The sequence below is a fragment of the Nitratireductor lacus genome, assembly GCF_056431025.1.
In genome coordinates this window covers 25106-44513 of the sequence record NZ_JBWKMB010000029.1, presented here as the reverse complement: position 1 = coordinate 44513, position 19408 = coordinate 25106, and the positions used below count along the sequence as shown (strand labels likewise).

Annotated in this window: 21 protein-coding genes; 4 read left to right on the top strand and 17 right to left on the bottom strand. The window is 57.6% G+C overall.

Annotated elements, in window-relative coordinates; translation table 11 throughout:
* Positions 1-364: 364 nt before the first annotated feature.
* The 17 genes from AC07E3_RS19490 to AC07E3_RS19410 all read right to left on the bottom strand — a co-directional run bounded on the left by AC07E3_RS19490 (position 365) and on the right by AC07E3_RS19410 (position 15503).
* Positions 365-919, bottom strand: coding sequence for an ATP-binding protein (locus AC07E3_RS19490; RefSeq protein ID WP_478364214.1), 555 nt, complete (start codon positions 917-919; stop codon positions 365-367).
* Between the two features lie 184 nt (positions 920-1103).
* Positions 1104-1493 (bottom strand): hypothetical protein, encoded by a 390-nt coding sequence (locus tag AC07E3_RS19485; protein WP_478364212.1) that lies wholly within the window; start codon positions 1491-1493, stop codon positions 1104-1106.
* Between the two features lie 101 nt (positions 1494-1594).
* Complete coding sequence (locus AC07E3_RS19480; RefSeq protein WP_478364210.1) at positions 1595-3307, bottom strand: LPD7 domain-containing protein; 1713 nt, start codon at positions 3305-3307, stop codon at positions 1595-1597.
* Positions 3308-3310: 3 nt separating this feature from the next.
* Positions 3311-5233 carry a type IV secretory system conjugative DNA transfer family protein gene (locus AC07E3_RS19475; RefSeq protein ID WP_478364208.1) on the bottom strand — a complete coding sequence of 641 codons (1923 nt, stop codon included), beginning with the start codon at positions 5231-5233 and terminating at the stop codon, positions 3311-3313.
* Between the two features lie 19 nt (positions 5234-5252).
* Positions 5253-6266: a P-type DNA transfer ATPase VirB11 gene (gene virB11 / locus AC07E3_RS19470; RefSeq protein WP_478364206.1), complete on the bottom strand. Its 1014-nt coding sequence runs from the start codon at positions 6264-6266 to the stop codon at positions 5253-5255.
* A 9-nt stretch (positions 6267-6275) separates the two neighbouring features.
* A complete protein-coding gene (gene virB10 / locus AC07E3_RS19465) occupies positions 6276-7469 on the bottom strand; it encodes a type IV secretion system protein VirB10 (RefSeq protein ID WP_478364204.1) in 1194 nt (397 codons plus the stop codon).
* Entirely contained in the window at positions 7466-8332 is an 867-nt protein-coding gene (gene virB9, locus AC07E3_RS19460) for a P-type conjugative transfer protein VirB9 (RefSeq protein ID WP_478364202.1), read from the bottom strand. Before virB9 ends, virB10 begins: the two co-directional genes overlap by 4 nt.
* Positions 8329-9003, bottom strand: coding sequence for a VirB8 family type IV secretion system protein (locus tag AC07E3_RS19455; RefSeq protein ID WP_478364200.1), 675 nt, complete (start codon positions 9001-9003; stop codon positions 8329-8331). The genes virB9 and AC07E3_RS19455 overlap by 4 nt, the downstream gene beginning before the upstream one ends.
* 12 nt (positions 9004-9015) lie before the next feature.
* Complete coding sequence (locus AC07E3_RS19450) at positions 9016-9324, bottom strand: hypothetical protein (protein WP_478364198.1); 309 nt, start codon at positions 9322-9324, stop codon at positions 9016-9018.
* A gap of 3 nt (positions 9325-9327) precedes the next feature.
* On the bottom strand, positions 9328-10299 hold the full coding sequence (locus tag AC07E3_RS19445) for a TrbL/VirB6 family protein (protein WP_478364196.1): 972 nt from the start codon (positions 10297-10299) through the stop codon (positions 9328-9330).
* An 8-nt stretch (positions 10300-10307) separates the two neighbouring features.
* The gene (locus AC07E3_RS19440; RefSeq protein ID WP_478364194.1) at positions 10308-10565 is read right to left on the bottom strand and encodes an EexN family lipoprotein; all 258 of its coding nucleotides are present in this window, start codon (positions 10563-10565) and stop codon (positions 10308-10310) included.
* Complete coding sequence (locus AC07E3_RS19435) at positions 10565-11272, bottom strand: TrbJ/VirB5 family protein (protein ID WP_478364192.1); 708 nt, start codon at positions 11270-11272, stop codon at positions 10565-10567. Before AC07E3_RS19435 ends, AC07E3_RS19440 begins: the two co-directional genes overlap by 1 nt.
* 13 nt (positions 11273-11285) lie before the next feature.
* The gene (locus AC07E3_RS19430; protein ID WP_478364190.1) at positions 11286-13670 is read right to left on the bottom strand and encodes a VirB4 family type IV secretion/conjugal transfer ATPase; all 2385 of its coding nucleotides are present in this window, start codon (positions 13668-13670) and stop codon (positions 11286-11288) included.
* Positions 13670-14017: a VirB3 family type IV secretion system protein gene (locus tag AC07E3_RS19425; protein WP_478364188.1), complete on the bottom strand. Its 348-nt coding sequence runs from the start codon at positions 14015-14017 to the stop codon at positions 13670-13672. The genes AC07E3_RS19430 and AC07E3_RS19425 overlap by 1 nt, the downstream gene beginning before the upstream one ends.
* Positions 14018-14019: 2 nt before the next feature.
* Positions 14020-14319 carry a TrbC/VirB2 family protein gene (locus AC07E3_RS19420; RefSeq protein ID WP_478364186.1) on the bottom strand — a complete coding sequence of 100 codons (300 nt, stop codon included), beginning with the start codon at positions 14317-14319 and terminating at the stop codon, positions 14020-14022.
* Positions 14320-14330: 11 nt separating this feature from the next.
* Positions 14331-14945, bottom strand: coding sequence for a lysozyme family protein (locus AC07E3_RS19415; RefSeq protein ID WP_478364184.1), 615 nt, complete (start codon positions 14943-14945; stop codon positions 14331-14333).
* A 3-nt stretch (positions 14946-14948) separates the two neighbouring features.
* The gene (locus tag AC07E3_RS19410) at positions 14949-15503 is read right to left on the bottom strand and encodes a hypothetical protein (protein WP_478364182.1); all 555 of its coding nucleotides are present in this window, start codon (positions 15501-15503) and stop codon (positions 14949-14951) included.
* Positions 15504-15932: 429 nt separating this feature from the next.
* Here AC07E3_RS19410 and AC07E3_RS19405 point away from each other — a divergent pair, with 429 nt between their 5' ends.
* The 4 genes from AC07E3_RS19405 (at position 15933) to AC07E3_RS19390 (ending at position 18994) form a co-directional block, all read left to right on the top strand.
* Entirely contained in the window at positions 15933-16592 is a 660-nt protein-coding gene (locus AC07E3_RS19405) for a response regulator (RefSeq protein WP_478364180.1), read from the top strand.
* A gap of 1 nt (position 16593) precedes the next feature.
* Positions 16594-17157: a putative pterin-binding protein gene (locus tag AC07E3_RS19400; RefSeq protein WP_478364178.1), complete on the top strand. Its 564-nt coding sequence runs from the start codon at positions 16594-16596 to the stop codon at positions 17155-17157.
* On the top strand, positions 17154-18413 hold the full coding sequence (locus AC07E3_RS19395) for a sensor histidine kinase (RefSeq protein WP_478364176.1): 1260 nt from the start codon (positions 17154-17156) through the stop codon (positions 18411-18413). Before AC07E3_RS19400 ends, AC07E3_RS19395 begins: the two co-directional genes overlap by 4 nt.
* Positions 18414-18541: 128 nt before the next feature.
* On the top strand, positions 18542-18994 hold the full coding sequence (locus AC07E3_RS19390) for an RrF2 family transcriptional regulator (protein ID WP_478364174.1): 453 nt from the start codon (positions 18542-18544) through the stop codon (positions 18992-18994).
* Positions 18995-19408: the final 414 nt, after the last annotated feature.

Below are 19408 nucleotides of genomic sequence, written 5' to 3'. Positions count from 1 at the left end.
GGATCCAGCCCAGTCCGAAACAGACATTCCAAATTCTCCTCAAGCTAAATGCCTGAGATGAATCATGATTTGGCATCAATTGCAACTGTAGTACTAGCAGGCTCGAGTTTGCTCAAGCAAACAATCCTGATCGTTCAGGCGCTGTCAAATGCTGAAGTTGATAGGAATGACTGTTCTGGGAACGCACCATTGTGGGGCGTCGAGGGTGCAGAAGTGAACCGGAGCGTGCGAGAAAACTGGAGCTGATCGCTGAGATCAGAAGTCTACCGAAGTGATTTAGTAGAAGCGCCTATGGCGCGAATCGACCCCTTGCAGAAGCTGGGTTGACTAAACGCCTCGGCAGGTCTGTGGCCCATAGCCGACCTCAGATGGGATGTTTTCCGGGCAAATCCTGAATGACTGATGCCACGAGATCGCCGACAGGGCGCGTGCCGTCCAAGCATAGGACCGGAACTTTTTGTGCGGCTAGCCAAGCCTCATGCCTGGCGCGGCTCCTCCCCGAAAAGGAAGGATCGTCATACTGTGACGCCCACTGGCGGAAGGCCATATGGGTCTCATACATGTCGCCGCCAGGCTTGATCCGATCTCCGAAACGCTCAGCCTCCCGGTCCATCAGGCGCTTCATTCTAATGGGAGTGGGGGTATCGACGAAAACGATCATATTGATGTTTTCGATGAGCGCATCGCCCCATCCAAGGAAAGAACCGGTGAGAACCCAACCGTCTTCTGTGAGTTCCTGACGGATGAGCCTAACCCGTTCTTCTGGCAGTCGTTTGATTGTGAATGGCGGCTCTGTCGGCATCCAATAGAAATCATCGACATCAAGTTGCCGGACCTCGAGCTTTTCCGCCAAGGCCCGCCCAATGGTGGTTACTCCGGAGCAAGACGCCCCGGTGATGTGAACACGCGGCTGGTCCATTCTGATCTGCCCTTATGGAAGGAGTGCACGTCTATCAAAGGACCTCGCAGCCTACAAGGACGCCGGCGACGACGCTCCTATCGCCGGCATTGTCCGTTTCGGTCGCAACTAAGCCGTTCCGGAGGACAAGATGAAGGACAGAGTCCCACTACCCCAACCGCGACCGTCCTTTTCGCCAATGCGGCTATGATCGGCTTGCATTTTCAATGCTTTCGACAACATCGAACCAAGCCGGATACATGGCAAGAAGGCGATCAACGGTAGCTGGTTCTCTGTCGATCTGTGCGAGTGCCTGTGCCCTCCACGCATCGTTGTAGCTTATGCTCATAAGCGCCAGGCATTCGATCACCGCCGTGTCAGGTGGCAAGTGCTCCAGGACGGCCGTAACGATCCCCGCCCACTGTTTCAGAAGGGGTGAGGGATCGGAATCGCTGTGTTCTTCGAGCTTTTCGCACAACAAGCCGAACAGAAAAAGAAAGCGGTCCGGCCAGTTCTCCGGAGAGATCGTCTCGACAATCCCGTCCACGGCAACCCGGATGTCAGGAGGAAGATGTTCGTAGAGGGTATCTGTCATATCGAGACGCCGGAGGTTGTTTGCTCAAGCAAACAATTGCACATCATGCGGCGGTTGGAGAAGCTTACACTCTGGACGTGGCTGCCACCATGGCGTCCTGTTCACCGTGTTCGGCTCGCATCGCGATTTTGCTCACGAATCTGTTCGCGCGCTCTGTGAGTCTCGACATTGGTGGTGTCTCGAGCACGATCATCATCGCGGCCTGAGTTTGTGCGTTCTTTCGTGGCCTGGTCGAGTTCACGTGTTTCGACGACGCGCGGCGTTGGAAAATCCTGGCCTCTTGCAATGACCTGAGAAATCTTAGTGCGTGCCGCCGCCATGCCGCGCGAAACGGCAGTTGGATCGTCGGGGAACTTTGCGCGCAGCTTACGTTCCACATAGGCTTCAATTGCGGCCGCACCACGCAACTCCGGGTTTTTGGCGGATATGGCTCGGCCGTTAGCCATGTACTCCCGAGCTCGATGTTCGTTCGCGTATCCGCCATCTTCGAGGGCGGCGTCGCGACCTGGGCCAATATGCAGACTTTTCTCAGCGCCGATGATCGCGCGATCAATGCGGCGTTCGGCGGCATTAATCCTGTGCTCGCGATCCGTCATGCTCGGCTTATCGGTGGCTTTGCCGCGCTCGACGGTCAGATCCCTGGCGGCTTCTCTCTCTTGTATCACCTGAGCCTCCCAGGCACGGCGGTTCACATCCTGATTGACGCGCGTTAGCTTCCCATCCACTTCGCGCAGCACGGTTTTGGTTACACGTACCATACCGGCTTCGCGAAGGCGTATGTGATCGCCCTCTTTCGCTCCGGATTTCACGAGAGCATCAGGGAGGCCGACACCCCACACGGTATGTTGGCGTCCGCGATCGTCTTCCAGCAGGACGTAAGGGGAGCGGTCGTTCTTGTCGTTGTCACGATACGGACGAGTCCCCTTTTCAACGAGTATGCCCTCGACACCCTGCTTGTAATCGAGCGAACGGCGATCGGCGCGGGTGTGCTCGATAGGTGCGCCGTTCTCCGAAGATGCATCAGATCGGGTCGCTTCGGAAAATCGTTGTCGGACGCCGTCTTCGATCTCCAGACTGCGTTCGCTAATATATGCCTTGCTATAACCTTCTGCTTTGAGCCGATCGACTTCGGCCTGTACGGCCCGCTTCACTTCCTCTTCATCGAGCGTTGGTTCATTCGTGACATCGCGATCAGGCTGCATCTCATTCCGAAGATAAGCCTGTTCACGCTGCTTGAGTTCCTGCAGGTCAAGCTCTGTTGCCTTGTAGCCGCTTACAGCTATGCCGCGCGCCTGACCTTCAAGCCATGCCTCCCGACGAAAATCCTTTGCGCCTTTGACGGTGACGCTGCTCCATCCGCGATGCGCAGCGGTGTCGAGCATGAGTTTCACGGCGTGCTCGTCATTGAGCTTGGTGCGGAGGCGGTTTTCGCTTTCCTGGAAGATTTCGAGTGTTGCCTTTGAGTCGGCATAGACCCGACAATCGCCATTCCGATCTTCCTGGACATAGAAGCGACGCTCGATATCACTTGGGAAGGATCGGTCCGGCCTGTTTTCGTCGACGTTTTTCGCCTGTGGACTGGTCTCCCTCTCCTTCGGCGTTGAGATGGACGCTTTGCGCTCATCTTCGATGATCGCCCGCCGCCGGCGTTCCTCGTCTGCCAGCATTCCGTGTTGGACGGCTTCGCGGTGGGCATCATTGTCGAGATCAAGTCCGCGGGGAGGATCCGCTATTTCGCGGTCCAGATCGCGGTCCAGATCGAGCCAGAAGTCGTCATAGGGGTCGTTGGGATCGTCGGAATTTATAATCAGCACCTCCTATGCAGCGCGATCGAGATCACCGGCTATCGAATCGAGCCATTTGGAAACCTGCTCTTCGGCCGTCGCGCGGTTCTTCTCCGGATCGTCGGTGAGCTGTACGTCCTTGAAGGCCGTTTCCAGATCGTTCGGCAGCATCCAGACAGTGCCGTCTTCACCGTCGGCCGGCTGTTCGTCCGCAATGACCTCCTCGAGCTTGGGCGCGCGAATGACCTTTTCCACGAGAGATTGGCTTAGCGCCTCGATCTTGCGTTCGAGAATTTCAATACGGCTGTCGTTGTTTCGGCTCATCGGTTCGACTTTCGGGGCGGGCAGGAGGCGCTTCTTGAACACAGAATCCTTGAAGTAGAGGATCTTTTTCGCCTTCACGGGCGGAATGCCTCCCTTGAGGAGATATTCATCCTCGAAAGGCGTCAGGACCAGTTCTTGCGGCAGCATTAGCGCGCGGCGATGATCGCTCGTCGTTTCGGTGCGGTTCGAGCGCGAGAAACCGATGCCGCGCGAGCGACTACGGCTTTCAACGGTGTCATAGCCGAAGCGCTCGCTCAATTCCGTCGCGATGGCGTGTTCCTTCGGCGTGAACACGACCTCGACGGCATGGTTCGTCATGTAGTTGGTTGCAGCGTCGGGGCCGTAGACCTCGCGGAGCTGCGCCGGCGACTGGACTATGGTTACGATGCGCAGGCCGTAGCCGGCGACGTATGACACGCCTTTGGCGATGATTTCGACGTTACCCATGGCGCGAAACTCATCCATCATGAGCATGACCTGGCGCTTGAGGCTCTTGTCATGCTCGGGCAGGGTGCGGGTGTTGAGATCCACGGCCTGCTGGAAGAACAGGTTCAGGAGCGGCGCCATACGTTCGAGGTTATCGGGCGTCACACCGAGATAGATCGACATCGGCCGCTTGCGCAGCTCTCGCAGATCGAAATCGTTCGCACTGGTCGCGGCGTCGATGCGCGAGTTGAGCCATAGACCGAGTTTGGACGTTGCGCTTTTCCGGATCGATTGCAGTGTGTTCTCACTCGCGGCCAGGAAATCGTTCAAAGCGGTCTGACATTGCTGCGACAGGGGCCGGGAGTCTGCGCGTCGTTCCAATTCGTTCTGAAAATGCCGCTTGATATCCGGTGCGGCTGCGAACTGACGCAGGACCTCGCCAATCGTGAACGGCAGTTCGGGCGTTTCAGCTATGTATCCCGCGATCGCGATGAAGGCCGTGCGCGCGCTTTCCGTCCAGAAAGGATCGACTGTGCGACCCTCGACCGGGAACAGCATGCCGGCAATCCTTTGCAGATCGTCATAGAGATCGTCCGGATTGTCGCGACGGACATAGGCGAGGGGGTTGTAGCGTGCTGTACGCCCTTCCGGATCGAAGGGATCGAACAGGAAAACCTCCTGGCCGGCCGACTTCCGAAAACCTGCCGTGAGCTGCCAGTTCTCCTTTTTGACGTCGAGCACAATGGCTGAATCCGGCCAATTGAGCAGGTTCGGGATGACCACGCCGACGCCCTTACCACCGCGCGTCGGCGCATAGACGATGACGTGCTCGGAACCACCGAAAATCAGGTATCGGCCACGCAGCTTTCCAACCACGATACCACGCTTGTCACGCAAGCCCGCTTTCTTGATTTCGCGCTCGTTCGCCCACCTGGCGGCACCGTGGAGAGGCATGTGGTTGCGGGCTCTCCAGATAGCGGCCGCACCGAGCATACCGACCGCGCCTGTCAGCATGAGAGAGAGACGCGCCGCACTTGAGGAATGCTCATTGGGGCTCGTCACCATGTCGAATATGGCAAAGAGGTGAAGCCGGCCGTCATGCGTTCCGTTCAGTACGAGCGCAAGATTGGAGGCGGAAATGACAACGATGATGGTCATCATAACGATCGCCAGTCCCCAAAGCGCAAACTTCACGTGATTTGACATGCTTCCCTCGCGGTCGGTATCAGACCCCTTGCTTGAGCTGCTTTTCGGGGTCGAAGTAGACTTCCGTGATGCGTCTTGAGCCGTCAGGCATCACCTTCATCTGGACGACGATATCGATCAGCATGAACAACAGCGCGCGGATGTCTGCGCGATCGATTTGTGCGCCGCCTTCCGATTCCTTCACGAGCAAGGTGAGCTGTTCGAAGGCGAGGGCAGCGCTATCCGCGTGGACGGTCGTGATCGAGCCCGGGTGGCCCGAATTGGCGTTACGCAGATAGAAAAAGGCCGTCCCGTCGCGCAGCTCCTGGAGTAAGATGCGATCGGGACGCATACGAAGGCAGCTCTCCAGGAGTTGCTTTGGTTCCACCTTCGACAGTCCTTGACCATCCTTCGAGTAGAGCAAGCGGACATGGTTCGGCTGCGGCACCTCGAGCTCAAGCGCGTCCTCAATGGTGAGGATACGTTCATGGTGTGGAATCCGTTCGATAAGACCCTTCGAGAAAGTGGTTTTGCCGGAGCCCGTTGCACCGGAAATGATGATGTTTTTCTTTGCCTTCACGGCCAGATCAAAGAACCGGATCCACTCGCGGGCCGAGCGAAGCTGTAGCAGCTCACTATCGATTTCGCTGAGCTGGCCAGTCTCGATGACGACATGATCGAACAAGCCGGCCTTTTCGAAGTCCGCCAGACTCATCGTTACATCCGACGGTTTGCGGATGGTCACGGAAATCGTGCCTTCGGGCACGGCTGGCGGGATGACAATCTGGCAACGCTCTCCATCGGGGAGCGTGGTCGACAGAATCGGCCATTCAGACCGTATGTCCTGACGCGTGTAGGAGGCAGCGAGCGAGGCAAGGCCGTCCAGGCCGGAATAACTCAGTTTGTCATCCGATACGTCATGTCGCTGCCAACCGTCGCGCCCTTCGCACCAAACTTCGTGGGGTTTGTTGATGCAGACTTCTGTGAGACCAGGTTCCTTGAGGAACCTGGTGATGGGCTCGAGGTAGGTCCGAAGGGCGATGTCATCGACCATGACATGCCCCTATTTCGAGATAATCTGTGCCGGTGCAGCGCGCATGTCGCCGGTCACGGTACGGTCATAGATCTTGTTGCGTCCTTCGGTGACACGCAGATCATAAACGTTCGAAAAATCGAGATCGCGGGCAACGAAGATCGAAACCAGCTCCCCCTGATTTTTGTAGAGGGTAGGGGGGATGTTGATGCTGTTCTCAAGAGCGATCGCGGCCGCGCTTCCGGCGGCGCTCTCTGTTTCACGCGTTTCGATTTCCCGCGTGTCGGTGAGCTGGTCGAACGCATATTTCGTGGCGTCGGAGACGATTGACATAAGGATTGCGCCGCCAAACCGCTCCCAAAAATGGGTATCGATTTTGCCGTCAAAACCAGCCCGGCCGAGACCGTCAGTGGCCGGTGAGGCCAGATCGATGATTACGCCGCGCGGTGTTCTAGCGCGGTTCCAGAGCACGAAGATGCGCTTCTGACCGCGACGGAGACCTCCGTTGTACTCACCCACAACGGTCGTGCCCTTTTCCATGAGAACGACCCGACCGGAGGCCGACAGCACGTCACGTTGAACGACGCAGCTCACAAAGCCTGGCTGATCGGATGAAACGGCTGTTTGAAGGACACAGGGAATGGTGGTCCCCTGTGGTACGACCATGTGAAGATCCGGCAAGACTGATGCGCGAACACCTTCGAGCTTCGTCGCTTGCAGTTTGTCTCGAAGATGCTTTTGTTGCTGTTGTTGGCCCGTCAGGCCGGGCGGAAGATCAAAGGAGAAGTCTTCCGGTGTGGAACCAGGCCCGGTTGCCGGCTGTTCGCGGCTACGGTTGACGTTGGCGCTGAACGCGATCACGGGCGCCCGCATGGAGGCTTCCAGCATGTCGTTCTGCGGTGGCGGCTCTTCCGTTTCGGTGAAGCGGGGCGCTTCTTGCTGCTGCGGAGGTGCCGTCTGCTCAGGTTCCGGCGGCCGCGGCAAGGTTGCCGGCGTGAACGGGACGGCTGGTGATATCGAAGTGCGCCGATCTTCTTCACGCGTGGGTTCGTCGGTCTCCCATGTGAGGTACAGGAATCCGATTCCGACGACAGAGATCAGGATGACGGCGGCAATCCGGAATATTTTCGTGCCGCGACTGTTGTCATCAGCGATCGACGTGATGCCGGCGCCACGTTCGCCTTCGACCTGCGCTTCCTCATCGCGATTGTTGGTATCGCTCATCTCTCACTCCCACGCGGTTCGGGTTCGACAACACGCTCGACCGAGGGCGATGTTGTGCCCGTGCCGGGATTGACCCCGACCGGATTGTAAGCCTCGTTGAAAATGCAAAGGACGTCGCCGCCCCTGCGAAGACGGAACTCGCGGGCCGTTCCATGAATGACGACAACCTCGCCGCTCTTGCGCGCGTCCCAGGGGATCAGGGTTTCCTCGCCGTCGCTTTGGACCATGTAGATGGCCGGGATCTCGCGATTGCCGGCAAATGTCATCGTGGTCACTTTGCCGTCATCGAAGATCATGTCCGGCTGCAGGGCGCGAGAGCCCTGCGCCGAGTAGCGATAATTGCGAGCCGCGTGCGATTGGTGCATTGAAAGGGCCTTGTCGGCCCATTTCCGCTCTGCAGCCGCCTGTCTTGCTGCCGCCTCTCGTCGTCGGCGCTCCGCCTCGTCGGCCGGATAGCGAAACCGTACGACGAAATAGGCATCGTCGCGTGTCACTGCCCCTTCCGATGCTTGCAATTCGAACTGGTAGACGCGACGTTCGCCATTTCCGCGTACGGTGACGACCTGCAAGTTCGTCGGAGGATTTTTCTCTCTTGGCTTGAGAAATAGGATGTTCTTGGCCGGGGCGACCTCCCACGACACGCTGTCACCGATCGCCACGTGCACGATTTCTTCCGTTGGCGCGAACTCGATTTGCGTGCTCGCGCGGTAGCGGCCAACCACTTTGACCACGTCATTCGCCGTATAGCTTACCGTTCGAATTCTCTTGTCGCTAGACATGCCTGACGGTGTGTCCAGGGCATTGACGGGTGACGCCAGAAGGGCCGCCGCACAGGCGATGACGGAGATTCGAGGAAACGTCATTCGATGACCTCCGGATCGCTGCGGTATTCGGTGACGGCAAAGGCCAGCGGATTGATGAGGCGTTGTTGGATTGTCAGCTCGGCATCGGGCACGAGCTCATAGGCAACCGTTGCGATCCAGTGTTTCGTGGAGGTGCTTTCCTCATAGTGCGCCGTCTGCATATAACGGACGGAGGCCAGGCCCGGGCTGATGAGCTGGATCGCTTTGATTGTGACGGTTACTGTGCCCTGATTGCCGTAGATGTTCTGCGGGGAGTCGGGATTGTTGCCGGAGATCCAACGCGCATAGGATGTCTGGACTGGACCCGTGGACATGGTTGAAACGATGTCGTAGTTGCGCTCCACCGTGTCGCGCGAATAGCTTTCTCGAGCGCGAACATATTTGGCGAGAAAATACCGCGTCATGGCTTCGTCCGCGGTGACGGGTGCGTCGCGAAGCGAGGCAACGGTATCGACGATGCCGGTAGAATTATCGACGCGAACGATGAAAGGCTCGACGCTCTTAAGAGGAGCCAGGGCGGCGACAGCACCAACAGAAACGATCATTCCGACGCTGGCGACGGCAGCCACCGTCCAGGCCAATCGCTTCGAGCGTATCGCAGCGCGCAGCTCGTCGTGCTCCCATCGACGCGCGCGTTCGAAATATTCTTTCAGGCTTTCAGGCTCGACCATACAGTTCCCCCCTTATCCGCACGCCGATTCGGACGCCGCTATGTTCCATTGCGGCTGATCGGCCGAAGCCATGTTGTTGATTGCGTTGAGGCCGGCCGATGTAGGACGCTGAGAGGGCGCATATCCCAAGGACAGCTTCTGATTGCCTGATTTTGTCGGTCCGACAGGCTTCGTATCTTGCCATTCCCATAGATCGGCATTCAGCGGCCGGCGATCATGGCCGGTGCATTTCGGAAGACCGCGCGTCTCGATTGAGGCGCAGGCGGACAAAGAGAGAGTCATCAGCGCTGCCATTGACAGCGCACCGGTGAATTTCAGCATGCCTTACCCCTGTGTGATGCTGCCGCCTGAGCGGTTGGCGACTTTGTTGTAGCCCCATCGCATTCCGGCCATGGCTTGACGCCCAGCGGCCCGCCCGGCACCGCCCGCCAGTCTGCGGACGCCAGAAACACCTTGGTGTAGCAAGCCGCCACCAGCCCGAATGCCTCCACCGGCGAGCTGAGCCGCTATCTGAGGCAACAACACCGCTAGGATCATCGCGATAACGAATAGCGCTATGAGCCGGAGAGCAGCGTTTATCTGCTGAACGCCGTCCATATTCTGAGCATCCGAGAGGAAATTACTCATGATGCTTGTGAGCAGCGCTATGAATGCGATTGCGAGAACCTGGAGTGCAACGAACGTCACGAGGCCACTAATCCATGATGATGTGAATGAAGACGTGGCGTTGAAAAGATAGAGAGCGATGAAGATGGGGCCGAGAACTAGAAGGAGCGTCAGACCGACCTTCGCCAACAGAACAACGGCGAGAAGGGCGGCTATGGGAATTAACCCCAGCCCCAACAGCCCGGCGACGAGCAAGGGAAACCAATTGTCCCAAGACCACTGGCGATAAATGTCATAAATTAGATCGATAAGTTGATTGATGACCGTATCGAAAACCGCCCCACTCGAGACTTCGGAAGCGGATGTGTCGCTTCCTGGTACCTGGCCGAGAGCAGAACTTATTCCGTCGGGCAGATCGGTGAAGAAGAAATCCTTCACATAGGTCGTATAGGTATCGACGTTTGTACAAAGCGCCACCAGAATGGTGATCTTGAAGACATTCACGATGAAATCGGAAATAGGAGCGCGGACGTAGCCGAGAACAATGAGTATGCCGAAGATGACGATGTAGAGCGTTGCCCCCGCGATCAATGGACCTTTGATCGCAGCAGCAAGCTCGGAGACACCGTTCGTGATGAAGCTGTCGAGCGGCTCTACAAACTCGTTAACGAAATCTGCGGCGATACCCATTTTCTCACCTAGTCGTTGTTCTGTAGAGCTTTTTTCGCTTCATCGATAAAGGCTTCACGCTCCGCGGCTGACGCGTTCTTACAGTTCGCATCATCTCTCAACTGCCCAGGGTTGTTGTGGCAGACTTCAAGTGTCGACTTCCGCTCATCAGGGTGATCGAGGAAATACTGAACGTCATGGACGACCGACGTGGTGTCCTCCTTGCCATCACATGCGGAAAGTGCTGCGAAAGCGAAAAGAACGATCAAGGGCATGCGATACTGCATTACGAATCCCCCTGAAGATCGGCCTGAGCTTCATCGATGAATTTCATTCGGGCTTCTTCGCCGCGCTGGCGGTCGACGCGATCGCGGGCTTCTTGGATCATAGCGAGCCCGCGCATGCGCAGTATCTCGTTCTGCAGAAGCGCGCTTTCGGCCTGGATGCGTGCCTGGAGGTCTATAACCTGCTTGGGCGTTTCCGCCTTGCCAATTTCCTCTTTGAGCTCGTTCAGGGCGTCCCTTCGCTGGGAGGCGGTGTCGTAGACCGCTTCTCCCACGGCCATATCCTGGTACGTCTCGCCCTTCTGACGTTGTAGCTCCTGATGATAGAAGTCGTTGGCCGCGGAATTGCCCTCACGGCTGTAGTAGTCGTATTTCTGGGCAAACCCGTCGATGTTGCCCTCGATCAGGTCGTTCACAGCGCCCGCGTACTGACCATATTCCTGCGGCAAATATTGCTGGAACTGCTGATCGTTCAGGAGCCCGGCAATGTCCTTTGCGTCGGTGATCCGATTGAAGGAGTCGTGCAGCTCCTTCGCCTGATTGTAGATGCGCTTCGCCTCTTCGAGCTGCTTTTGCATCTCTCCGATTTGCTGGATCTGTTTGGCGATCGCGGTGGTGTCGATGACGGGGATGCCCTGCGCGTGGGCACCGCTCACACCCGTGCCTAGTGCCAGGCTTCCGGCCAGTATGATGGATCGAGCGACTTTCATGATCGTGCTCCTTTCACTCGGCGGCTTCTTGGTGGTAGGGCTCTTTGGAAAGCAGAAGCGGCATCCAGGCGGCGGGATCGTCGCCCACCTGGGCGCGTATGCGATCGAGCTTCTGGACCGTCGGTTCACGACCGGACAGAATGGTCAGTTCGTCGTCAAAGCCGTCCAGGGACAGCTCCACGACGACCGAGTTATGGCCCTGCTTGACCAGGAATTGCCGGCTTTCCAGCGACAATTCCGACTTGATGAGCTGAAATTCGCGTTCCGAGAGGCCGAAGCCGTCAACGTAGTCCTTCCGCGAGCCACGCTCGTTCGGCATGAAGATCTGCGTCGGGCATTGCTCGATGATCGTGTAGCCGATTTCAGACTGAATCGCGTCGCGCGGCGACTGCGTACCGAAGACCATCAAGCCGTTTTGTTTCCGGATCGTCTTGAGCTTGTTCTGCGCCAGGCCGCGGAACGCTTCGTCGCCGAGGGCCTTCCAGAACTCGTCAATGTCGATGACGATGCGCCGGCCGTCGATCAGCTTTTCGATTCGGTAGAACAGGTACATCATGAGCGGTGTGCGGATTTCCGCATTGTCGAGGAATTCCGTCATGTCGAATCCCAGGAACTTCGCATCGAGGGCGAGCTGGTCGTCTTCATTGTCGAAGGCCCAACCGTTGACGCTGCCACTGATCCAGCGCTCGAGGCGCGCTCCGATGCCCTCCGGATCGCGTTGGCTAAAAAACGCCCGAAGGGAGCTAAGCGTACGCTGCTCCCGGGGAAGTCTGCGCATCTGATCGATGCCACGCTCTATCTGGCGCTGATCCGTCACAGACATCGGCATGTCCTGCCGCTCAACGAGCTTCGTGACCCATTGAATGGCGAAAGCGCGCTCGCTGTCGTCTTCCAGATCGAGCGCCTTCAAAGGCGCACAGCCTGTGGGCTCGCCGTTGCGAAGTGTGAGATATATGCCGCCGGCAGCGCGCACGAAAATTTCAGCGCCGCGATCCTTGTCGAAGAACACCATGGTTGCGTCATGCTTCTGGAGTTGTGCAAGCATGAAATTTTGCACCACGGTTTTGCCGGACCCGGAGGGTCCGCAAATGAACGTGTTGCCGAGATCGCCATAGTGGAAATTGAAGTGGAACGCGCAGCCCGAGGCCGTCTTGAGAAGCGCGACCGACGGTCCCCATTCGCAGGTTGGTTTGCCCTTCGGATAGGAATGAAACGGCGCCAGGGCGGCGAAATTTAATGAGCTGATATGCCCGGAGCGCGGCCTATATTCGAAGTTCCCCGGCCACTGGCCCCAATATTGCGATTCAAGAGCCAGGTCCTCACGCGCGCTAACGATACCGCAATCCGACATGATGCGGCGGGCGTAGGCCGTCTTGTCCATGAGCTCGTCGGTGGTTGACGCCATCACCATCAGGCTCAAATGGTGACGGCCCATCACGAAGCGGTTGCTTTCCAGATCGTCTACCGCGGCATCCAGATCATCGATCTGAGATACCGCGCGGTCCCCAACCGACTCCATCTGGTTTTGCTTGCGCGACAGGATTGAGCGGCCGTCGGTTTTCGACAGCATGCCGAAGCTCTGCGACAAGACACACTCGAACGGTGCGCGAAGAAGGTCATTCATCATGCCCGGTTTGGTCGATGCCGGATATTCCTTCACCCCGAGCATGCTCGCAAAGCGAGACGCACCAGCGCCGCGCAATTCGATGACTTCGCGGCCGAACAATGGCCGTTCGGTCATTACGGCGCCGGAGATCGGCCCATCCACGAGAGGCATCCGATCGAACGACAGAGTTCCTACGGCGTTCAGAAACTCCATGGGTTCGGAATAGACTAGACCGTTGTAGTCGTAGAGACCCAACACGCGCGCTTCGTAGCGGGAAAGGCCGGCTACAATGTTCTGGATAACGCCCTCAAAATCATGAAATGAGCGCCGATCCAGCTCGGTCCCCATCTTTTGTGCCTGCCGTAAGCGTGCTCCGAGAGTACGCATTCCGTCCTTGTCGCGCGCAGGGACCCACACGAGCGACAGAAACAGCCGGTTTCGAAAGAGCTTCTCACCTGTGATCTTGGCGCGGTACTTCTTGTCCAGATCGTGGGCGAAATCGGAACGGAATGTGCCTTCCGGATAGTTCCGGTCCCGGGTTCTGATCGTGTGCGCCCAAAGAGCCAGGCGCTCGTCGTTGTTGGAGCGCCAGATGAGATTGAGCTTGGTGTGGAGCGCGTTCAGATCGTCCGTATCGGCCGTTTCGAAAGAGGCGCCCTCGAGCTCCAGGACGCAGAGCATGCGACCACCGCGCATACCGATAATGGTATCTGAGATATGCCGCACGTAGGGCAGCATGTCAGATACCAACGGCTCTCGGCTGATCGAGCGTGCTCTTGTGTTGAGTTTCATTATGCCCCCAGCTTCTCCATTTCGCGCCCGCTGCGCGGTTCACGTACGCGCAGCGGGCTTGCGGTCGAGGCACCCCAATAGGAGCGCGTGCGGCAACGAACTTTGGTGAACAGCCATGCGGCGATGAGGCCGAACTGATTGGGATCGTGCTTGGAGGCCAGGCGACATGCCGCATAAACGAAGCCGCCACACAGCAGGTAGAAGATGCTCCCGCCGATCAGAAAGATCATCAGCGTTCCGAGACCTATGACGAACCAAGCTTCGATCGTCACGCCGCCCATCATCGCCGGTCGCGTGCACGCGAGGAACAGGATGTCCTCGTTCAGCTTTTCGCCGTGGTCTGCCATCGCTATCCGCTCGCCAACATGTCAACCAGCTCGGCCGCGCCGAAGACGATGATGCAGCCGACCACGAAATAGCCGACGACGCGGAGATCCACGTAGCCAAACAGGAAGGCGAAACCGATGATGATGGCCGCGATGATCGCTATGAGACGCGCTATGTTGCCCGTCAGCGCATCGACGATGTTTTGAAGGATGTTCTCAGCGCCCCCCAGGCTTTGAGCTGCGGCCGGCTCGACCAGGAGCACGGAAAACACGACAGCCAGAAGCGCGAGCGGAAGGACGTTGCGCAGCGCCCAAGAATTCATGTGCAATCTCCTTACTTGGAATAGATCAGAAGCGATCGGGACCGATCGCGGCTGAATACGTCCCAACCCACACTGTTGTGGGCCGTGGTTTTTTCGGCGCGCGCGGCCGGCTCAGCTCGTGGGCGAGCTGACGACGGCTGCGCTGTGTCAGCGGCGGCCAATCGGGAGGGGAGCTTGCCGGCGACCGCACGCACATCGGCCATGGCGGCATCGAATTGTTCCGCGAATGCGCCTTCGGTGCCGGCCTGTCCTGTTCCGTACTCGAGAACGGCAAGACGCCAGTGTTCGTCCATGCCCCCGAAGCGTTGCCAGCTTTCGCCTAGGAGCTCACCGGCGACGGAAAGATTGTGGCAGGGGGAGAAGCCTTGCGTGTAGGAAACGTCCCGGTCATCGAATGCAGACACGGGGACGCCGGCAATGCCGATCTTGATCGAAGATCCATTCGTCAGCGCCATCGCGACTGTCTGGACGGCGGCGTCCAGGCTGTCCGGGACGGTTCGTTCGCCTGCAATCGTGACTGCATAGGGGGCGCCGTCCGTCTCAACCAGTGCGATGGCCGCGACGACCGGTGCCGGCGCGGCCGTGACGCATTGTGTGGCGAGCGCGAGTACGGAAAGCGGATCCATGGGTCACCACCAGATCCGGCGCGCGTCGCCATTGACGACGTACTCAAGGTAGCGGGGCTTTTCTCGAAGCGGTGCACGCGTAGAGACGACCTCGCCGTAGACACGTTCGCCGTCGATGATGCGGATTTCACGATTGTTGTCGTTGCTGTTGTCTCTGTAGTGGACGATCCGGCCCGACAGGTCGCCTGTTTTGATGGGCACAAACTTCTGACAGTACCGCCAGCGACGCCCCCGATCGCTGGCATCGTAGTCGCGGCGGTAGACCGTCTCGGTTCCCTCGGGACACTCTTCCTGCCATTCGAAGCCGTACCGCGTGAAGTTCACGTAGCCGTCGGCCGATTTGCAGAGCGGGAACGAGCCGCCGCGTTCAAGATGGCGGTATAGCTTGGTGATTGGGGGAACGCATTCTGAAACGGCCATCGGGCCTGCCGGGTTCGAAATGCAAAGGGCTACCTCGCATGCCCAATTGTCTGCCCTTGCGCTGTCTGGTGCGGCCAACGTCGCCATCGCTGCGCCGGCCACCAGGACCGTGAGCATTCCTGCATTCTTTATGCGCATCGTCGGTCTCCTTTCGTTCGGCATCATATTTATAAAAGCGCACATCACAAGTGCGCATTTATACGAAAACGCCACAACCCATATTCGCGTGGTCCCCTAAGAGCTGCTTGCTCCGAATCGCACGATCCGGTAGGGATGACAACGACTATCATGCGGAATATGCAGGAAGAATTTGAATATAGCGCTTGTTTGGTCAAGCGCAATCGGGAAGCCGTTTTTCTTTAACAGCCCCAAAACAGCCCCCACCATCAACCTTGAAAACGATCATATAATATGCTCGTTTTCTAGCATTGCGCGTGCGATTGGGAAATTGGCACGCAACTAGACAGAGCAAGCGTTACACGATAAGCAGCGACCGTCACAGGGACATCGATGTCCCATTTTTCGGTCTGCTGCGGGGGGCGCGGATAGATCGGAGAGCAGTTCGCAATGAATGTTCCGCAAAGCGTCATGTGCCGTGTTCTGGTCATCGAAGATCAGAACTTGATGCTTGATGCCCTGGTAAAGGAGCTGGAAGCGGCGTTTGCTCGAATGGGCACCTGCTTAATTCAGGGCGCCCTTACATTGGAGCAGGCCCATGGCCTTTTGCAGGCCAGCGAATTCGATATTGTCATAACCGACCTGCATTTGCCCGGCTTCAACGTTCACTCTTTCGAGGACCGCATGACCGTTTTGGAGACGGTCGTCTCCGCAAGCCCGGATGCCATCCATATCGTTCTGACCGGCTTCGACTCGGCCGAAGAAGCCTATGAATGCAGGGATCGGGGTGCTGCTGCCTATGTCGCCAAGACCGGACTCGATCGGCACGCCCTGGGCGACATCCTACAAGAGATTTCGGAAGACGATTTTTCCATGCGTCTTTCATCGGTGATCAAGTGTGGCCCGCATTTCCGCTATTCGGAGCTTGATCCCAGTGAGCAGGAAATCCTCGACTACATGCTCAATCGACCGAAAGGAACCAAGAGAAAAGATATCTATGACATGCTTGCCGATCGCGACGGCGTGTACGCCGAGTCGGTGCAAAAGCGCTACAAGCGGATGCGGGCGAAACTCCTGAAAAACGGTCTCACATTGCCGAAGGAGCTGTGAGATGAAGACGGTGTTCGATTGGACCGGCATCGGTGCCGTAGTGGCGACCATTGTCCTTTTGCTCCTGGCCCATGCGATTGCCGCCGAAGGCTATGAGGATCCAAACATACTCGCGATTGAAAGCCGACCTGGCGTGCCGACCGCGACCTATACGATCGAAAAGCTGAAGCAGGACTTCGTCATGCATCAGCGTGAGACAGCTACTCCGTGGTCGGATGGAAAACCGATCCGCTACCGTGGCCCCTATCTCAAGGACATACTTGCGAAGTGGGGGCTTGACGATAGTCAGCGCGTCGAAGTGTTTGCCTTCAACGATTTCGTCACACAGATCAGGATGCAGGAGATCGAGGATTATAAACCGATCCTCGCAATCGAGCGCGCCTGCACACCGGAGGACCGGGCGAAACAGAGGTGTTCCGAGGGGCAGGAATTCACGCCGCTGCCCATGCAAGATGCCGGCCCCTTCTTCATTGTATGGCCGATTGACGAACTGCCGGAATTCTATGTGCCGGCGCGAAACTCCATTTGGGTATGGTTCGTCGTCGCGCTCCGGCCAGCCCCATGAAGAAATTCTTTCGATACTGGCGAGGCGTCACGCTTTACACCCTTCTGGCGGCTGCCCTCGCAGTTAGCGCCTTCTCATTCTACCGAACCGATCAGTATCGCGAACGCGGCACCGAGATCCTACAACAGGCATTTGAGGTGCAGTGGCGCGCATCACAAATCCGCGAGAAAACGGCGATTGTGATCGGCTACCTGGAATACACCATCGCTACAGGAGAGGTGAACGACCGTCTCTACCCTGAGGTTGATGTCCTCGCGTTCAATATCCGCACCTTGCTTGAATTGAACTACACACCGACATTCCTTTTTCCGCATGATCTCGACCGTTTGAGAAGTATGGAAGAGATCATTGGGAATGATCTTCTGCCGGCGATCGAGGCTGGCCGTTACGGTAAGGCGCTTGAGAGCGCTTTGAGCATTCGCAAGGATGCGTTAGCGGTCTCCGGCACGGCCGTCTCGCACAGCAAGTCACTGAGCAACGATGCGATTGTTGGGGCCGGTGCGCAACTGTTGCGATATCAGTTCGCTCTTGCTCTGGCAGTCGTTGCCATCATTTTTATCTTCGTCCATCACCGCTCGCTGATTGCGCAGCGTGAGGACGAACACCTGCGCTCCTTCTCCGCGCTGTTCGGCCACATCACACGCTCACGGATAGCGCCTTTACGGCTCATCCTGAACCGGCTTTCCGACGACGCGGCGCTCGACCAGACAGCCGTGAAGCTGGCGCAGCAATCCGTACAAGAGCTGATTGCAACCAATGAAGAGCTCGTGCGCATCGCCTATGCAGGTTCCAATCCGTCTTCATACGCCGACAGACGCCCGGAACCGCTTGCCTCCGTACTCGACACCATAATTCGTGCGCACGACAGCTTCATCCACTATGAAGCTGACGACGGCGCCTTGGCGGTCCTCGTGCCGGCCTCCGAGTTTCACGTTCTCATCGACGAGCTGGTCGTCAATGCGAAGAAAGCGGTGGCGTCGCGAGACAACCCGAAAATCACGATCAGGGCGCGCGTTTCGCGCGGTTTTCTCTTGCGGCGCCGGCTTGTCCTTGTGGTTTCCGACAACGGGACGGGTATGTGCTCGGCAGTTCTGGCCGCCGCCACAACGCTGTTTTTCTCGACGCGTGGGGGAAATCATGTCGGCCTCGGCCTGTCCAGTTGTGCGGCCATCCTAAAGGCCATGGGCGGGCGGCTTCATCTGGAATCGACACCGGATGTCGGCACGACAGTCAGCATAATTTACCCCTTGAAATAGCCGCCAGAGGCAGGCTACTTCAAGACGAAGCCCTTGCTCTCGGCTACCAGTCGAGTGATACGCGCGATCTTAAATTTGGACTCAGCACGCTGAATCCCGTATGACCGCGCAAAAACCCGGGAACATGCATGCGGCTTCTGGCCTCGACAGATCTGAGCATCAAAGCGCTCGTTTATATGGCGGTAAAGAATGACGAGATCGTCACCTTTGCCGAGTTGGCAAAGCATTTCGGCGTGAAGCGCACTGCATTTCGCGGTCCCTTCCGTCCGCTTATCGATAACGGCGTGGTCGTCTCCTACGCCGGTCGTGGCGGCGGCTACCGCCTGCAGAACGATCCCAACCAGATATCGCTTGGGCGTGTCATCCGCGTTCTGGAAGGCGATACCGCTCTTGTGGCCTGGATGGATCCTGATCCGTCCGGCGACATTCCATACCCCAATTGCAGCTACCGATATGCCATGGATCGCGCAAAAATCGCGATGCACGCTGAGCTGGACAAGGTGACGATCGGCGCGCTGGCATCCAATCCAGAAACCCTCGCTTCCTTCAAAATCTCAAGATTTGGTGGTCGCCCGAAATGAAAGCGGCCCGACGCCGAAGCGTCGGGCCTATCCACATGCAAAAATCGCTGCGATCATCAGCGATATCGCATACGGAAATCATACTCCCGACAGGCGAAATTGGCAAATGCTCTTCTGCAATCGACTCTCATCTGACGATACATGAGAGCGGCGGTGCATATGTGGACGGCCCCCACCTTGCAAGAACTGTTTGATAGTTTTGATCGGATCGCTTGCGTTCATATGTCCGGCCTGTTGGTGCGTTCGCACATGAACGCTGGCCAAGATGGATTCCGCGACGTGGGTTCCAAACAATGCATCGACCACATTGGGCCATTGGGTCCTACGGAGTGTCCCGCGTCTCGGATCGATCGATCACACCATCTGCTCGTTTCCTGCAAGTTCACGCATCAGCTCAGCACGGTAGCGTCCCTG

Coding starts and splice junctions, on each gene's coding strand:
- AC07E3_RS19490 (WP_478364214.1), bottom strand. CDS start 919: ATGGACCAGCCGCGTGTTCACATCACCGGGGCGTCTTGCTCCGGAGTA.
- AC07E3_RS19485 (WP_478364212.1), bottom strand. CDS start 1,493: ATGACAGATACCCTCTACGAACATCTTCCTCCTGACATCCGGGTTGCC.
- AC07E3_RS19475 (WP_478364208.1), bottom strand. CDS start 5,233: ATGTCAAATCACGTGAAGTTTGCGCTTTGGGGACTGGCGATCGTTATG.
- virB11 (WP_478364206.1), bottom strand. CDS start 6,266: ATGGTCGATGACATCGCCCTTCGGACCTACCTCGAGCCCATCACCAGG.
- virB10 (WP_478364204.1), bottom strand. CDS start 7,469: ATGAGCGATACCAACAATCGCGATGAGGAAGCGCAGGTCGAAGGCGAA.
- virB9 (WP_478364202.1), bottom strand. CDS start 8,332: ATGACGTTTCCTCGAATCTCCGTCATCGCCTGTGCGGCGGCCCTTCTG.
- AC07E3_RS19455 (WP_478364200.1), bottom strand. CDS start 9,003: ATGGTCGAGCCTGAAAGCCTGAAAGAATATTTCGAACGCGCGCGTCGA.
- AC07E3_RS19450 (WP_478364198.1), bottom strand. CDS start 9,324: ATGCTGAAATTCACCGGTGCGCTGTCAATGGCAGCGCTGATGACTCTC.
- AC07E3_RS19445 (WP_478364196.1), bottom strand. CDS start 10,299: ATGGGTATCGCCGCAGATTTCGTTAACGAGTTTGTAGAGCCGCTCGAC.
- AC07E3_RS19440 (WP_478364194.1), bottom strand. CDS start 10,565: ATGCAGTATCGCATGCCCTTGATCGTTCTTTTCGCTTTCGCAGCACTT.
- AC07E3_RS19435 (WP_478364192.1), bottom strand. CDS start 11,272: ATGAAAGTCGCTCGATCCATCATACTGGCCGGAAGCCTGGCACTAGGC.
- AC07E3_RS19430 (WP_478364190.1), bottom strand. CDS start 13,670: ATGAAACTCAACACAAGAGCACGCTCGATCAGCCGAGAGCCGTTGGTA.
- AC07E3_RS19425 (WP_478364188.1), bottom strand. CDS start 14,017: ATGGCAGACCACGGCGAAAAGCTGAACGAGGACATCCTGTTCCTCGCG.
- AC07E3_RS19420 (WP_478364186.1), bottom strand. CDS start 14,319: ATGAATTCTTGGGCGCTGCGCAACGTCCTTCCGCTCGCGCTTCTGGCT.
- AC07E3_RS19415 (WP_478364184.1), bottom strand. CDS start 14,945: ATGGATCCGCTTTCCGTACTCGCGCTCGCCACACAATGCGTCACGGCC.
- AC07E3_RS19410 (WP_478364182.1), bottom strand. CDS start 15,503: ATGCGCATAAAGAATGCAGGAATGCTCACGGTCCTGGTGGCCGGCGCA.
- AC07E3_RS19405 (WP_478364180.1), top strand. CDS start 15,933: ATGAATGTTCCGCAAAGCGTCATGTGCCGTGTTCTGGTCATCGAAGAT.
- AC07E3_RS19400 (WP_478364178.1), top strand. CDS start 16,594: ATGAAGACGGTGTTCGATTGGACCGGCATCGGTGCCGTAGTGGCGACC.
- AC07E3_RS19395 (WP_478364176.1), top strand. CDS start 17,154: ATGAAGAAATTCTTTCGATACTGGCGAGGCGTCACGCTTTACACCCTT.
- AC07E3_RS19390 (WP_478364174.1), top strand. CDS start 18,542: ATGCGGCTTCTGGCCTCGACAGATCTGAGCATCAAAGCGCTCGTTTAT.